This is a genomic window from Candidatus Lokiarchaeum ossiferum, assembly GCA_025839675.1.
Classification (GTDB): domain Archaea; phylum Asgardarchaeota; class Lokiarchaeia; order Sigyniarchaeales; family Promethearchaeaceae; genus Lokiarchaeum; species Lokiarchaeum ossiferum.
The window spans coordinates 2,612,275-2,626,143 of record CP104013.1 but is presented as its reverse complement, the minus strand read 5'-3'; the positions used below and the strand labels follow the sequence as shown (position 1 = coordinate 2,626,143).

At 32.3% G+C, this 13,869-nt stretch carries 16 protein-coding genes; 12 read left to right on the top strand and 4 right to left on the bottom strand.

From position 1 onward, the window contains the following. Nucleotides 1-233 precede the first annotated feature (233 nt). Nucleotides 234-485 carry a hypothetical protein gene (locus NEF87_RS10970; protein ID WP_457919836.1) on the top strand — a complete coding sequence of 84 codons (252 nt, stop codon included), beginning with the start codon at nucleotides 234-236 and terminating at the stop codon, nucleotides 483-485. 43 nt (nucleotides 486-528) lie between these two features. On the opposite strand, the gene NEF87_RS10965 is transcribed toward NEF87_RS10970, so the two are convergent. From NEF87_RS10965 to NEF87_RS10955, 3 genes are all read right to left on the bottom strand, one after another. Continuing rightward, nucleotides 529-756, bottom strand: a complete 228-nt coding sequence (locus NEF87_RS10965; protein ID WP_457919835.1) for a sulfurtransferase TusA family protein — start codon at nucleotides 754-756, stop codon at nucleotides 529-531. Nucleotides 757-778: 22 nt separating this feature from the next. After that, a complete protein-coding gene (locus tag NEF87_RS10960) occupies nucleotides 779-1,129 on the bottom strand; it encodes a DsrE/DsrF/TusD sulfur relay family protein (RefSeq protein ID WP_371806584.1) in 351 nt (116 codons plus the stop codon). Between the two features lie 97 nt (nucleotides 1,130-1,226). Beyond that, nucleotides 1,227-1,916, bottom strand: a complete 690-nt coding sequence (locus NEF87_RS10955) for a winged helix-turn-helix domain-containing protein (RefSeq protein WP_457919834.1) — start codon at nucleotides 1,914-1,916, stop codon at nucleotides 1,227-1,229. Between the two features lie 188 nt (nucleotides 1,917-2,104). Between NEF87_RS10955 and NEF87_RS10950 the strand changes: the two genes are divergently transcribed. Genes NEF87_RS10950 through NEF87_RS10940 form a run of 3 tightly spaced genes read left to right on the top strand, consistent with a single transcriptional unit; the run spans nucleotide 2,105 to nucleotide 4,332 of the window. Next, nucleotides 2,105-3,070 (top strand): ABC transporter ATP-binding protein, encoded by a 966-nt coding sequence (locus NEF87_RS10950; RefSeq protein WP_371806582.1) that lies wholly within the window; start codon nucleotides 2,105-2,107, stop codon nucleotides 3,068-3,070. Next, complete coding sequence (locus NEF87_RS10945; RefSeq protein ID WP_457919833.1) at nucleotides 3,070-3,732, top strand: ABC transporter permease; 663 nt, start codon at nucleotides 3,070-3,072, stop codon at nucleotides 3,730-3,732. The genes NEF87_RS10950 and NEF87_RS10945 overlap by 1 nt, the downstream gene beginning before the upstream one ends. A gap of 12 nt (nucleotides 3,733-3,744) precedes the next feature. Next, nucleotides 3,745-4,332: a class I SAM-dependent methyltransferase gene (locus NEF87_RS10940; protein WP_371806580.1), complete on the top strand. Its 588-nt coding sequence runs from the start codon at nucleotides 3,745-3,747 to the stop codon at nucleotides 4,330-4,332. 28 nt (nucleotides 4,333-4,360) lie between these two features. Here the strand turns inward: NEF87_RS10940 and NEF87_RS10935 are convergent, their stop codons facing one another. Next, entirely contained in the window at nucleotides 4,361-4,675 is a 315-nt protein-coding gene (locus tag NEF87_RS10935) for a YciI family protein (RefSeq protein ID WP_371806579.1), read from the bottom strand. Between the two features lie 168 nt (nucleotides 4,676-4,843). Between NEF87_RS10935 and NEF87_RS10930 the strand changes: the two genes are divergently transcribed. From NEF87_RS10930 to NEF87_RS10895, 8 genes are all read left to right on the top strand, one after another. Then, the gene (locus NEF87_RS10930) at nucleotides 4,844-5,998 is read left to right on the top strand and encodes a hypothetical protein (RefSeq protein ID WP_371806578.1); all 1,155 of its coding nucleotides are present in this window, start codon (nucleotides 4,844-4,846) and stop codon (nucleotides 5,996-5,998) included. Nucleotides 5,999-6,060: 62 nt separating this feature from the next. Continuing rightward, nucleotides 6,061-7,287: a hypothetical protein gene (locus NEF87_RS10925; protein WP_371806577.1), complete on the top strand. Its 1,227-nt coding sequence runs from the start codon at nucleotides 6,061-6,063 to the stop codon at nucleotides 7,285-7,287. A 10-nt stretch (nucleotides 7,288-7,297) separates the two neighbouring features. Further along, the gene (locus NEF87_RS10920; RefSeq protein ID WP_371806576.1) at nucleotides 7,298-8,425 is read left to right on the top strand and encodes a hypothetical protein; all 1,128 of its coding nucleotides are present in this window, start codon (nucleotides 7,298-7,300) and stop codon (nucleotides 8,423-8,425) included. A gap of 30 nt (nucleotides 8,426-8,455) precedes the next feature. Beyond that, nucleotides 8,456-9,718, top strand: a complete 1,263-nt coding sequence (locus NEF87_RS10915; protein WP_371806575.1) for a hypothetical protein — start codon at nucleotides 8,456-8,458, stop codon at nucleotides 9,716-9,718. A gap of 28 nt (nucleotides 9,719-9,746) precedes the next feature. Further along, a complete protein-coding gene (locus NEF87_RS10910; RefSeq protein ID WP_457919832.1) occupies nucleotides 9,747-10,853 on the top strand; it encodes an AAA family ATPase in 1,107 nt (368 codons plus the stop codon). A 24-nt stretch (nucleotides 10,854-10,877) separates the two neighbouring features. Further along, nucleotides 10,878-11,693, top strand: a complete 816-nt coding sequence (locus tag NEF87_RS10905; RefSeq protein ID WP_457919831.1) for a hypothetical protein — start codon at nucleotides 10,878-10,880, stop codon at nucleotides 11,691-11,693. Between the two features lie 4 nt (nucleotides 11,694-11,697). Further along, nucleotides 11,698-13,365: a hypothetical protein gene (locus NEF87_RS10900; protein WP_457919830.1), complete on the top strand. Its 1,668-nt coding sequence runs from the start codon at nucleotides 11,698-11,700 to the stop codon at nucleotides 13,363-13,365. A gap of 21 nt (nucleotides 13,366-13,386) precedes the next feature. Beyond that, on the top strand, nucleotides 13,387-13,869 hold the full coding sequence (locus tag NEF87_RS10895; protein ID WP_457919829.1) for a hypothetical protein: 483 nt from the start codon (nucleotides 13,387-13,389) through the stop codon (nucleotides 13,867-13,869).

The following is a 13,869-nucleotide window of genomic DNA, read 5'->3' as shown; positions in this document are numbered from 1 at the left end:
ACAATGGTGATAGTTTAAGCTTTACTGTTAAATACCCATCATTTGAGTATTTTTCAAATTGTTATAGAAATAGTTTTGAGAGATTTGTGAGAATTATCGAAACTGTAAAAGATAATCATCTCCCATTTGCTGATTTATTCTTATGAAATGATAGCGAGGCTATTAATACCTTTGGAGAATTTCCCCATCAAAATTATGTTGTTTTAAAATATGAAGCAAATTATCCGAAACCCATGCGAGATAATTATCAATTTACCATTAATGCTTCAAATTTACTTGGTCTTCAATATTATATTGAAGAAATTGAAGGGGGATTTTTGATTTTCTATAAAAGAAAGGGTGATTTTCTTGCAGCTCAATTAGATAGATCAAATCCAACAGAAATTAAAGATTGGATTCTCAGCAAACGCATTGATCCAAATCATCCCGCTATTATAGAATTGGTTGAACTTATGAAAAATTTTGAAAAAATGGATAAAAAGTAAATTATTTGAAATTTTATAGTCTATTGCATATTTATGGAGTATTTTACATCTTTTCTGCCAATACTCTAAAATAGTTATTGCTTTTTTCTTGTTCTAGTACTTTTGCTTTATTTTTAGTAATCATATTGACTACATTTACAAGAGCAGGATCAAAATCTCCCACAATTTCAATGGTTTCATGAGAACCCATTTGTTTTAACATTTTTCGGGTTAATGCTGCTGGCATTGGACAAACTTTCCCATTGACATTCAAAATACGATCAATTTTCATAGCTTAGGACCTTCAAAATTTGTTAGAAAAAGAGCTGTTTATCACTTTGCTTCGTCCATTCGACAGCCATTTCCATGGTTCCAATTTGAATTCCATCGAATAATTCGGATCCATCCACACCTCGGGCTTTTGTGCACACACCACATGCTGCAATTTCCATATTCTCTTCTTCTAAACATTGAGAGACCCACTCACCAACATTGTAAACATTAGCAGGATTTTGATTTTTCTTTAGAGCAAAAACACCATCTTCAAAGAAGAACATTTTGACTGAATTTCCATCTAATAGAGCTGTATAGGCAAAACGCAAAGCCGTATATGGACGTTCCACTGTATAAGGACCAGTGCCTACAAAAATTGTAAAAAGAACCATAAATAGAATTGGATTAAAATATATAAAAAGATTATGAGTATAGATAATGAATATCCTTTGAAATTCAGGAGGAAAATGCAATAATGAGTAGATTACTCTATTTTGTTTTTTTTAAAAAGGATTTATGGGGAAAAATTCCATTTATTACAAAATATGGTTTGTCTGCATTATTTGTTTTTGTTTCTTGCATCATTTGCCACACTTTCATCCCAATTTCTTGTTGTATTAATTTATACTTTTGATATTGTTCTTCAGTTAAAAAATTAATAGTGTATGAAAAAGGAGGTTCTTTACTAAACATTTTAACCAATTCTCCATCTACTCCGCTAGACAAATTTCTTAAATAATCTGAAATATCATCCAGGTTTTTTTTTCCAAAAATAAGTAAAGACAATATGACGTCGCGAATATTCTCTAATTGCCGTACTCCTTGATCTTCTTTACCCATTTTCTTGGTGTCTTCAATACTATAGGATTTTATTGATAAAAATTGTTGAAAATCAGCATGGAAGAATTTTGCTTCTACACCACGAATTTTTTCAGATCTAAAATCGACTATACCAATTTCAACCATTTTTTTCAAATGTCGGGAAATTGTTGCTTTACTTTTGTGAAAAATTTCCGCTAACTGAGTCAAATTAAGTTCATGGTGCATGAAAAGTAAGAGGAGAATTTCTAAATCCATTTCGTTTTTTAAAATTTCGAATAATTGTTCTCGATCAATTAAAATGGATTTAGCTTGTTTATCGTTAAGATTTGGATTAGGTGACTCTTTTTCGGATTTCATATAAGTTCTCTCTTTATGCATCTGATGTTTGCATTCTCATGTTGAGTTCATTATAGAGAGAAATTGACCAATGAAAAGATTTTTATGGTTGCATTTCTCTATAATATTTGTAATCATTACATTATTTTAAATTTTTGTAATCATTATATTTAAAATTAAATGATAAACGGAGAACCGAAGAAATACCAATGTCTGCAAATTTAGCTAAAGAACCTTGTATTAAATTCCATAGTGTTGCCAAAACGTATAATGGTGGCACTATTAAAGCGTTAAGTGGTGTTAACCTTTCAGTTAAAAAAGGTGAAATTTTTGGTTATATTGGACCGAATGGGGCTGGAAAAACCACCTCCATTAAAATCTTAGTGGGATTAATCCATGATTTTGCTGGATCAGTTTCTATCAATGGGCATGATTTGATTAAAAATCGTCTTGAAGTTCACAAATTAATTGGATACTTACCCCAATCAGTAGGATTCCAAGAATGGAGGACGGTCAATCATGCACTACGTACTTTTGGATTACTCTCTGGTGTGGATTCATCGATTTTAGATAATAAAATTGACGAAGTGCTATCATTAGTCGGATTACCGGATGTAAAAGATCGAAAAATTGTCCATCTTTCAGGAGGGATGAAACAAAAGCTATTACTGGCTCAAGCACTCCTTCATGACCCTGAAGTGCTAGTTTTAGATGAACCAATGACTGGATTAGATCCATCCAGTCGCTACCAAATGCGAAAGATCATCCAAAAATTAGCTGAAAAAGATATAACTATCTTCTTCTCTTCTCATATCCTTAGTGATGTGCAAGGAATTGCTACCCAAATTGGGATTTTGAATAATGGACAAATATTGAAAGTTGGAACACCTCAAGAATTGCAAGATCAATTCAAGGTTGGTAATGATATTGAAATTGTCTACAAATCAGCAATCAGTAATTGTACAGGCATAGAAAAGATTAGTGGTGTACAATCTGTTGAAAATGTTTCTTCAAATAAAATTCTTGTTCATCTTCCGGCAAGTAGTGATTTAGATCAAATTACTAATGAGATTTTGACTCTAATCGCTGAACAAAAATGCAATGTGTTGAATTTTAATGTTCTCAAAGCAAGCTTAGAAGATGTGTATTTGAAATATGTGGAGGGACAATATTAATGAGCTTATGGTTATTTTTCAAAGATGAATTACGTGGATTTTATAAATCGAGTGTGATGATAGTTCTATGGGTTGGAATGCCAATGTTATCCATTCTCATGCATTTCATTCAACCTGATTTGGAAGGACTTCCAATTACTCCCTTTGTCGGAATAATGCTCGCACAAATTGGAGGTACTCTGGCTTCCGTAATGCTTAGCACTACCATTGTAAATGAAAAAAATAAAAATGTATATGATTTATTCCTGATTCGTCCAATAAAACGCCATAATTTGCTAATTGCAAAGTTTTTAGCCACTTATGTGTGTTTGATTATCGCTTCCGTTTTTAGTTTAATTCTTGGAGTACTTATTGATTCTATTACTCTTGAATTAGAAATGAGTATAGTCTTGGAGAATTTATGGGAAAGTATAGTCATTTCAATGATGGCTATGGCCATTGCAACTTCAGCAGGAATCTTAATTGGTCTATTAGCGAATTCAGTGATGGTTGCTGCAATTCTTGCAATATTTGTTGGAAATCAATTATCAATTGCTTCTATGCTCCCAAGCTTGATTATTGAATCAATAAACCCCGTAATCTTCTCAACTTTGATTGGAGTGCCCTTTACGATAATCATTATATTGATCTTTTCAATTCTGATGAATCGAAAACAATTTTGAAGGTGAAATGTATTGTCATTAGAATCTCTTGAACTTTATAAAAACTCAGAGTGCATGGCCGAATCGAAAATTGTTGTTGTATTGGAATATATGATATTCAATATCTTTAACAGTAGGAAAAATCATCAATATATAAAATCCTTGCAATTGCAAGGAAAAGAAAAGATACTTGATTTTGGATGCGGTGCCGGATCTGTATCTAAACATTTGGCAAAATCTCTCTCCAAAGGTGGAATTCTTACTTGTGTTGATATATCTGAATATTGGATGAAAAAGGCTATGAAACGCCTCCGTCACTTTCCGAATGTTCAGTTCAAATTGGGGTATCTACCTAAAATGAATCTTCCCAAATCATCATTTGAGAGAATCTTTATCCATGCCAGCCTTCATGAGGTTTCTAAACATTTATTGGATGATGTTGCTGCAAGTTTTAAAGGCCTATTAACATTAGATGGAAGAATATATGTGAAAGAACCAATATTGCAACATCATGGCATGCCTGTTTCAGAAATTCGTGCATTATTCACAAATATTGGCATGGAAGAAATAAAATTCTCAATAACAAAAAAAGAATATAGTGGCATTTTTAGGAGAAAATAAGAAATATTTCTCTTTTTTTCACTTTCCATTAGTTTTTTGATTGTAAGGCTACTTTATACGGGTAGAGTGTTGCGGTCATTACTCCAGATTTTACTGATGGGTCTTCCTGCATATATTCCCGTGCTTTCTCAATGGAATCTTCGCGGAAAATAACAATACCAAATCCCTCAGGATTTTCATCAGTCAGAGTACGTCCTGCTAAAATCACTTTTCCTGCTTCAGTATCGCGTTTTAACCGAATGAAATGTTCTTCAACTTTTTTTTCATCAAATTTTGTCCAGTTTTCATCTTTTAGTAGATCTTGTCTTAATTTTAACACATAAATGAATTGCTTCGCTTCCATAGGTTTTCAATTAAAATTAGTTTTTGTTGATTTTCAAAGTTTTTACCTTTAGCTACACCGTTGTCTTATTGTCAAAAACGAAAACTTTTTTGGTAAATAAACATTAACCAACTTATCTTTTTTACGACCTCTACCGCAAATTAGTGGTATTTCCCCTTGGTGGTTCTAATGGCTGAACAACATAAAACTTTGGAAATGGAATATGATAGGGAATTGTTAGAAGATGTCTTTGATTCTCCCGATCTCCGATACGTTGCTCTTTACATGTTTATTTTACGGAAAGAATTATTTCAAGATCTTTTGGACGATGATTTGATGGATGAATTTGAAACCATTATGGACGTCGATGAACCCACTGCGGGGGATCTAAGGCGAATTTGCTCTCCAGACTTAATAAAATCTCTATTTCAATTTCACATTATTACAAACATTAAAAATCACTCTGTTTTTCAAATGAAAGGGGATCATATCAAAATTCGGTTAGCGAGTGGGCTTAAATTGGCCCGAGAAGAACTATCTGAATCGGAAGAAGAAGTACATATATTTTTCCAAGAAAATCTCTTAGAACGAGTGATTGTCCCCGATATAAGGGAAATGACTCAAGTTCGCATTCATGCATCATTGGAAAGGTTGCGTGCAATGATGTGTCCTAAAACTTCCGTTATTCATGAATTAGTTCATAAATACGGCGATTATTATGTTATCGATGATGATTTTTATTATATAATAGAGGAACTTGGAAATCCCTATCAAGCTTTACGAATCGAAATTATGATTCGAGCTATGGCGGATAAATACACGGAAATTGAACAAGATTTGAATGATTATCTGGGGTTGTATGATAAAGAAATTTATAAATCGACAATGATGAAGAAATTCCGAAAGGCAAAGGACTTGAAAAAAACGGATTTTCTTAAATATCTTCAGGAAAAATCCCGAAAAAAATCTCTATCTTCAAAATTCCGGGTCGAATTTCCAAAGGATGAAATACCTGAAGAATATCAAGAATGGAGAAATACATTCAACATCCTAATTGGTTTAAAGCTAACTTTTGATGAAATAAATGCAAAAATGGATAAATTACGCGCATATTATTCTGGTAAAAAACAAATTATGCCCTATATGACTTTTATTACAAAATCTACCTATGATGAAGATAATATTTCAGAAATCATTAAAAATCTCTTAATTGAAGCTCGGAACGCGTTAAAACAAATCAGCACAACCCTGGCAGATTATTCCAAGAAGGAATTAAAAATAATAAATTTAGATGTAGAGCGATTAATAATTGAAGAAGGACTTGATGATGATGACGATGATTGAACAACATCTATTTTTCCTGAGAATAAAAAAATATTAATTTTAAAGTGAGAAACTGATCAAATATGACAAAATGTCCGAGCTGTGGGATTGGGGAGTTAGTAGAACTTGTACCTGGGGTAATGAACTGTTCTAATTGTAGGAAAATCTTTCGTGGTCTGATACAAGAAGAAAAAATAGAAGTCCAAGAATCTATTTTGAAAGATGGGGAATTTTTCATGAAGAATACTGCCCTCAATCCTAAGTGGGAAGTTGCTGATTCTGGGATCACTGTTGCCAGAGAACGTGACAAGTGGTGGATTGCTGTACTTATGTGTCATTCTCCCAACTTTCCTAATATTAAATATCTGCGAATTTCATGGTGGAAAAAATCGATCAATGTCCATGCAGGGATGTTCAAAATAGATAGTTTTGAAGAATTAGAAAATATTTTGATTGTCCTTAACCGAATTAATGAAGATTTTGATGAGAATTTTAATCCTAAGGAAAATGTCACCATAAGCTTTGATCCGATTCCAGAACGTGCAGGTATTGAAGATAAATATTTTGTATTTGATTTAAAGAAACGTATCTGTCCAAAATGTAAATGGAAGATGAAGAAAAGTAAGAACAAGCGATATTATGAATGTGAACGTTGTGGAGAAATCATTGTATTGGATGAAGGACATCCAATATTTGATTATCCTTCAGAAGCACTTCCTTTAAGTTACTCTACAAATTTTCCTGTAAATTTCTATCTTCCCAGCTATGGAATTAGTGTTCGGTCCACTATGGCTGATTGGAAAGCATTAGTCACCATCTATGCGAAAGAAAATCCTGAAAAAAAATGGTTGCGCTTTTATTGGTGGCAAAGAAATTTACAGCGTTACATGACAACCGAATATTCGTTAGGCAATACACAAGGTTTGCGTTGGGAAACCAAGAAAGGTGTGATGTCTCCCAATATTTATGAAAAGGAACATGTGCCATTATTGATTGAAGCATTGAAAACGATGAAACTTGAATGGCAGAAAGCGAAGGGAATTGATCCTAAGAAAGCAGAAGAAGATGCTAAAGCTCACCAAATATCTCTTAAAAAATCTACCAAATCTAAATCTGTAAGTCAGAAATCTAGTCCTTCTACTGAAGTACCTTATATTCGGACAAAGAAAGTCGATATAGTTCATTGGATCTTAGATAATGATGAAACAAACGAGTACAACAAAACGGCCTTGGTACGAATGAAAAAAACAGAATTATTAAATCACGTAAAAAAAATTGAGACTCGACATAAAGAATCTAACAAAAATTAGGTGTAATAAAATGGCAATGGCATTATGGAATGAATTATTAGGCAATTTTACAACGGCATTGGACAAATCTCTCGAATTTATTAAAGAAAGAGATATTGACAACATTCCTGGGGCAAAAGATCAGTTAATTCGCCGATTTGAGGAATTAAAACGATATCTTCCCAAGGATAATGGTGAACTAATGGTAAAAAGTATTGATGAATCGATTCAAAATTCATTCTTCCCTCGAACTTCCAGTTTAGGAGAAGCCTATGCTAAAGTGTTAAAAACTCTAGAACAACAACACGAAAATTCTTTTGTTATTAACGAACTTATCAATGGATTCATTGCATCCCAATCAAAATCTTTTGGATCTTTTAAGGAAGGACCAATTGTGGATCGCATAATTGAAGCCTTCAAAAAATCCAAAAATTTCCGAATCTCGGATTACGCTTTTTTTGCTATGTTTGGCAATCCCGAAAAACCCCGTAAAACTATTCAAAAGCAATTGGATAAGATTGCCGATTTTTTGGGACTTGTGGTGGAAGAGCGGATCTTTAAGCATGATCTGGCCCGAAGTGAAGAAAAAGTTGTCCGATTTTATACTTTTCCTGAAGAAATCCTTGAATTATTAGAAGGATCCTATGTTATCCGAACAGAAAAGGGCGAAACAATGGTGAATGATGATTTTGATAAAAATGTTTTTACTGCTCTTTTTCTGGCACGATTTGCAATTGATCGATATTCTTTAGATCCTTACAAAATAAATGGTATTTGCGCCATTTTTGCTCTTATATTAATACTCAGCTTTATGCCCAAAGTAAAATTGGCCGAAGACAGTCCTATTTTGCGAGATCCTGGATTTGATGCTGGGATGATGAGTGTTATTCCAAAAAGTTGGATGATGAAAAATGTGTTGACAGAATTACTACCCGCCACCATTGAAATTGTCGCATTCAGATTAGGTGCCTCTAAATGGTATGATAAAATTGAGAAAAGTGATGCACAAAAACGGTTACATCTTCAAACACGATTCTTAATAAAAGATGTTAATAAGTGGGTTTTAGGAAACCTCTGTCGTGTGGAAATTCCTATTTTTGTCGAGATCAGCTCTATATTCCAAGAAGTAACTGTTTCGGGGGATTCAGATATTGATTAATTTTTTTAAAACTTATTAGGAGAAAAAATCATGGCACGAGAAAGATGGGAAGATATTGTTGCGTATTATAAGACTTACATTTCAATTATTCAACCGTTACTTCATGAAACCAAACGAACTATTCTTGATTTAGATTTGGAGCAACTTGGAAACATCGATAACTTGAAGGAAATTTTGGAGGAAGAATCTAAAAGAAAGGTAAAAAATGTCAAATCCTTAACAGAATTTAATGCTTTTTTCCGAAATGAAATTTATCGCCACATTATTAATTATATCGAAGAATTAAAAGAAGACTCTGAATTTAATTTGCAAGATATTCGAGATTATATTCTTGATTTTATTGATGAAGCGCTAAAAGCCTTTGATGTATTATTGGATTTGGCTGAAGATGATTATAATAAACAATCGGAATCAATTATGGGAAAGCTTGCGAATATGTTAATTGAAGTGTTATTTCCTCAAGGAAATCGATTGGAAGATATTTATAGCCAACTTATTGAAAATTCTCCCGAATGGTATGATGCTCAGAGATATTTATTGCAGCCAACAACATTTTATAGAGAGAAAATTGGAGAAATGACCGTACCCGGATTAAGCCCAAAAGCCTATCAAATTGTTAATAATATTACTTCTCTCTTCAATTTGGATCCAAACTTCATGGATTTAGAAGAAAATCCAGATTTTGTAATTCCTACTATTATGATTTCTGATGTATTTGAGCCTTATATAGATTCTATTGCTAATGCTGAAGAAGAATCAATTAAACGAATTGTTCAACGTATGGAATTACAACTAATAATGGGGATTTTTGTTGGACCTACAGAAAAATTCATTGAACTTGCTAAAGATCATAAGTATGTCGCTGCCCAAGAAGATTCGGATGGAAAAACGCGTTGGATTCCTCAATTTAGCAATGAAACTCTAATTCTTTTATATCTTGCCAAAGCATCCTTCCGAAGGGGCTTTTTATCAAAAGAATTAGTGAATTGGATTGCAATGAATTTTGCCTTCATTATTTACAATGCAGTCTTGCACACCGTGTTATCAGACGAGAACATTTTTTATAATCTTTTTCTGGATATGAAAACAGAAGAAAAAATTTTGCCGTATTTGATGAAGCTATTATGTTTTGATAAATATTTACGGCTTGATCGAACGAAAATTCGTGATTCTCCTACTTATCGTAAGGAATTGTTTAATTTCCTTGGTGGAAAGATTGAAGCAATTGATAAATTAACATTTTATCTTGTAGATGAACTTGAAAAGTTATTGGGAATTGAAAAAGAAGATTGAAATTATTTAGTAGTAGAAGTGAAAAAAAATGACCTTTACAGTTGAAGAAATGCGCCAACGGTTTCAAAAATTTGGTACCATTTATACTCCGGAAGATATTAAAGAAGAAATTACCGATATCATTGGTTTAGAAGATAAAAAAGAAATGCTATCTGATTTTTTCTTAAGTTTGAAAAAATATGTAGATATTGCCCCCCGATTAGCGGAAGCGAAAATTACTCCTAATTTTACAATGTTACTTTATGGGCCGCCAGGAACTGGAAAAACAGCTTTAACAAGAGCGATGGCAAAGAAATTTGATATTCCAATGGGACTTGTTGAAGCCGATCGCTTAGTTTCTCCATTGCTGGGGGATACTGTGAAAAACATGAGAGGTGTGTTTGATCTTGCTGCAGAATTCACTAAGGAAAATGGCGTATTTTTGTTGTTTTTTGATGAAATTGATGCTATAACCGGTGAAAGGGCTAATGCACACGAAGTTGGGGAAATTAAAAGGGCTGTTATTTCCTTTTTACAAATTATTGATAAAATATCCTATGACGCTATCCCTCTTGCAATTTTTGGAGCTACCAATCACGAAAAACAATTAGATAGTGCAGTATGGCGGCGTTTTACCTATCATTTGTCCTTTCCTTTCCCTAATTTTATCGTAAGGAAGCAAATCATGGAATCTTTTTTGACTCGGCTTGAAAAAGCAACAATTTCTATTGATAAGCGTTTAACAAGTTCTTTAAAAAAGGAATATGATTATCTTATTGATAAATATAATGCTCAAAAGAAGAAGTTAGGGCGAGAGCTGACCGATGTTGAATATTATTCTCTTTTCACTGAGTTAAAACAAAAAAATTTAGAAGGTCTTCTGTACCATACATTGGGTTATACTGGGGCAGATTTGATGCGAGCGATGCGAGTTGCCTTATTTAAAGCTTTGAAGAAATCTGTTCTCTTGTATGAAGATTATATGAGATCACTTGAAGTGTGTGGTGGTACTGAAACTCATGTTATCCAAAGTCAGAAACTTGCTGGCATTACGCCTGATACTGCTGATAATGCAGCTATTTCCAACACAAATTCCCCTATTTCAAATAAATCATCGAAAATTGATGATTTAGATGACCTAGATATCGATTTATAATCAATTTTTCAAAGTGAATGAAAAATGTCTCAGAATCAAATAATTGACAAGGCTTCCCTGCAGAAAATCTTACAAATATCAGATCAGATTAGAGGAAATCTTTCAGATCTTGATTTAAACATGGAATTATATGAAAATTTACCTGAATCCTTGAAAAATGTGAAAACTAAATTATCCACTCTCTTTTCAAGACTCGATTCCATTTTTTCTCCCATAAAAAATGTGATTTTTGAAGATTATCAATCCCAAATAATAAATGATATCCAAAATCAAGCAAATCCATTACAAACTCAAAAAATTGGATTATATTTCATAGGTAATCAGATTTTAGAAAAATCAATTGGAACTGCTCATTTGGTCTCCTCGATATCCCCTGATTACTGGACTAAAATAAAACAAATTTTGTTTACGACCGACAAATTCTTACCCATCTTATCGAATTTGCAAAATTTTTATTTACAGCTTTTGGATACGAAGATTGACTTAGAGTTAAGCAAAGTTCCCATGGAAATTGATGACGGAGTTCGTGAAGAATATCGAAAAATATATTATAAACAACAGATTTCTTTTGCGGATTTCTTAGAATTGAATAAACCTAAAAAATTTGATTCATCAACTCAAGAAGAATCTGAATCTTCAGAAAAATCCGAACAATTACGTCAAGATTTTGAAAAAGCTATAGAACATAAAAAATTGGAGCAAAAAAAGGCACAACAAAAAAAATCTTTTGATAATTATCAAGAATATTTTAAAATGAGTGAAAGGGATTTAGAACGGGCTAAAAGAAAATCTATAAGTAAACGAAAATACACAAAGAAATCTCGACGAGGGAAGTATTAATAAAATGAATAATAAAATAATAATTAATGACCAAGCAATTCTTATAGAATCTCCATTACTATTTCTAAAAGGGGATTGCGATGTATCTTCGATTTCAGGAGAAAATTTAAAAATTGTAGAATGGAATGAATATTTTCCTGATATTTTTGAAAATCCTCTAAAACTGAATACATTTATTCATTTATTTCCATCCATTCTTTCGAGCTCAAACTTAATTAACAAAGAAATTTCATCATCTACGGCTCAAACTTGGACAGGAGTTGTACATGCCTTTAATCAATTGAATAATGTTTCCAAAGTATTTCCAAATATCTTAAGGATTAATACAATTTTAGCTGAACAAAATACTATTAAAGAAGAAATAACGACTTTGATAGCATATCAGCTTAAGTTAAAAGAAATTACTGAAAACAGTCTTTATATTACCAAGAAAGATTTATTGGCTAAATTGCAAAAAGAATTGGCCAATTTGCAGCCAAAATTTGAAATTGAAAAAGATGAATATTCTGTTTATGCTGATCGAATGCAGAATTATCTAAAAAAGAAGAATGATTATAATTCTATTCAAAAATCTCTTAAAGAAGAACAACGTGTCTTGTTTCGCCAAACTAATGAGATAACTAAGATGATGGATGAAAGAGATCCAAGTATGCAAACCTATCTTGATAAACTTGCAGATTTAGATCCCGAACTTCAAGCAGAAGATTACAAACGTATTCAGAAGAAATATAATACATTAAAAGTTGAATATGATAAACTAAAATCTCATCGGAATAGCATAATGAACGAGAGTAAGGGTATTAAGCAGAGATTACTAAAATCCAGAAATGAATTCAAACAATCAAACAAGGAATTACGCTCTTTTCAACCCCAATTTCAAGAAATTGAAGCCAAATTTTTAAGTTTACGCTCTCAAATTGAATCATTACAAAAACAAATTCAAGAAATTGAAACTGAGTTGAATTTGATGGTGGATTCTGGTAAATCATCCTCATCCAATATTGATTTGTCTCTTGATCATATTCCTTATACTTCTTTGGCTCAAGTTGAAGAATTATTGATGCAAAAGAAACAACGTCAAAATCTAATTCTCTCGAAACTTGATGAGATCTTTCATTCAACAGAATCATCCACTATTTCCAAAGATATAGAAAATCGAATTTCAAAAATGGAAGATATTTTGAAAAATATCTCGAGCTCTGTTAGTGAATTCGAAAAAAATGATAAAATAGACACCCTTTTTCGCTCTTACATTCACACTTTAAAATCTCTTCAAAATTTCATGAATTTGTTATTGGAACCTATGGATTTTCAAATAAATTTCTCAAATTCAATTGAAGGGGAGTCTAATGAAGATTTGAAGGTGAATCTTATTTTGAAAAATAAAAAAGGAGTAGAGACAAACCTTGAAGAATTAAAACGAGTTGAAAAAGCTTATCTTATTTTAACTCTGATTGTCAGTTGTTATCTCACATTAGGAATAAGTCTAATTCCGATTGAATTCAAATCTCTTCCTCCGTCAATAGTAACAAAACAAACATTCATTAAAGCAACTCAATTATTGTCTGAGCAAATTCTTTTATTGCCTTTAGAAGAGGCAATTCACGTTGTTTTTTTCATGGAACAAACAAATTTTGATGTTTCTCCAACAATAGATCTTTCTAATAAATGATAATTGAAAAAAGTGATAATAATGGTAAATGAACAATTAACCGCCCGACTAAGTCGAATACTTCTTCAGAATCAAACTGGAATGGTGAAAGAACAAGATGTCCGGAATTTATGCTCTTCCAATGAAGAGTATTCTCAGATTATTCCCCAGCTCGTTTCAGATTTTAAAAATCTAGGTTTATCATTGATTCGAACCAAATTTCAAGGAGATCGTTATTTCGTTGTAACAACTCCCGGAAAAGATTCAAGAATAACTCCGAGCATGTACGGAACCATGGCACTTCTTATTGCAACAGCAAATGAAATAGGAAATGATCTGGACGTTGCAAAAATGAAAAAAATTTTTAAAAATGTATGGTCAGATGTCGAATCTCTAATTACCCTGGAATATTTGTCCCTCCAAGGGACAAAAGGTGGGGAAAAAATTGAAATCACCCCGATAGGAAAGGGTGCGTTTAAAAATATTATGAAGGATTTGAATTTGAAAACGGTTTCAAATCTTTAA

Excerpts from the sequence above, each read along its gene's own strand:
- NEF87_RS10970 (WP_457919836.1), top strand. The coding sequence starts at position 234 with ATGCGAGATAATTATCAATTTACCATTAATGCTTCAAATTTACTTGGT.
- NEF87_RS10965 (WP_457919835.1), bottom strand. The coding sequence starts at position 756 with ATGAAAATTGATCGTATTTTGAATGTCAATGGGAAAGTTTGTCCAATG.
- NEF87_RS10960 (WP_371806584.1), bottom strand. The coding sequence starts at position 1,129 with ATGGTTCTTTTTACAATTTTTGTAGGCACTGGTCCTTATACAGTGGAA.
- NEF87_RS10955 (WP_457919834.1), bottom strand. The coding sequence starts at position 1,916 with ATGAAATCCGAAAAAGAGTCACCTAATCCAAATCTTAACGATAAACAA.
- NEF87_RS10950 (WP_371806582.1), top strand. The coding sequence starts at position 2,105 with ATGTCTGCAAATTTAGCTAAAGAACCTTGTATTAAATTCCATAGTGTT.
- NEF87_RS10945 (WP_457919833.1), top strand. The coding sequence starts at position 3,070 with ATGAGCTTATGGTTATTTTTCAAAGATGAATTACGTGGATTTTATAAA.
- NEF87_RS10935 (WP_371806579.1), bottom strand. The coding sequence starts at position 4,675 with ATGGAAGCGAAGCAATTCATTTATGTGTTAAAATTAAGACAAGATCTA.
- NEF87_RS10930 (WP_371806578.1), top strand. The coding sequence starts at position 4,844 with ATGGCTGAACAACATAAAACTTTGGAAATGGAATATGATAGGGAATTG.
- NEF87_RS10925 (WP_371806577.1), top strand. The coding sequence starts at position 6,061 with ATGACAAAATGTCCGAGCTGTGGGATTGGGGAGTTAGTAGAACTTGTA.
- NEF87_RS10920 (WP_371806576.1), top strand. The coding sequence starts at position 7,298 with ATGGCAATGGCATTATGGAATGAATTATTAGGCAATTTTACAACGGCA.
- NEF87_RS10915 (WP_371806575.1), top strand. The coding sequence starts at position 8,456 with ATGGCACGAGAAAGATGGGAAGATATTGTTGCGTATTATAAGACTTAC.
- NEF87_RS10910 (WP_457919832.1), top strand. The coding sequence starts at position 9,747 with ATGACCTTTACAGTTGAAGAAATGCGCCAACGGTTTCAAAAATTTGGT.
- NEF87_RS10905 (WP_457919831.1), top strand. The coding sequence starts at position 10,878 with ATGTCTCAGAATCAAATAATTGACAAGGCTTCCCTGCAGAAAATCTTA.
- NEF87_RS10900 (WP_457919830.1), top strand. The coding sequence starts at position 11,698 with ATGAATAATAAAATAATAATTAATGACCAAGCAATTCTTATAGAATCT.
- NEF87_RS10895 (WP_457919829.1), top strand. The coding sequence starts at position 13,387 with ATGGTAAATGAACAATTAACCGCCCGACTAAGTCGAATACTTCTTCAG.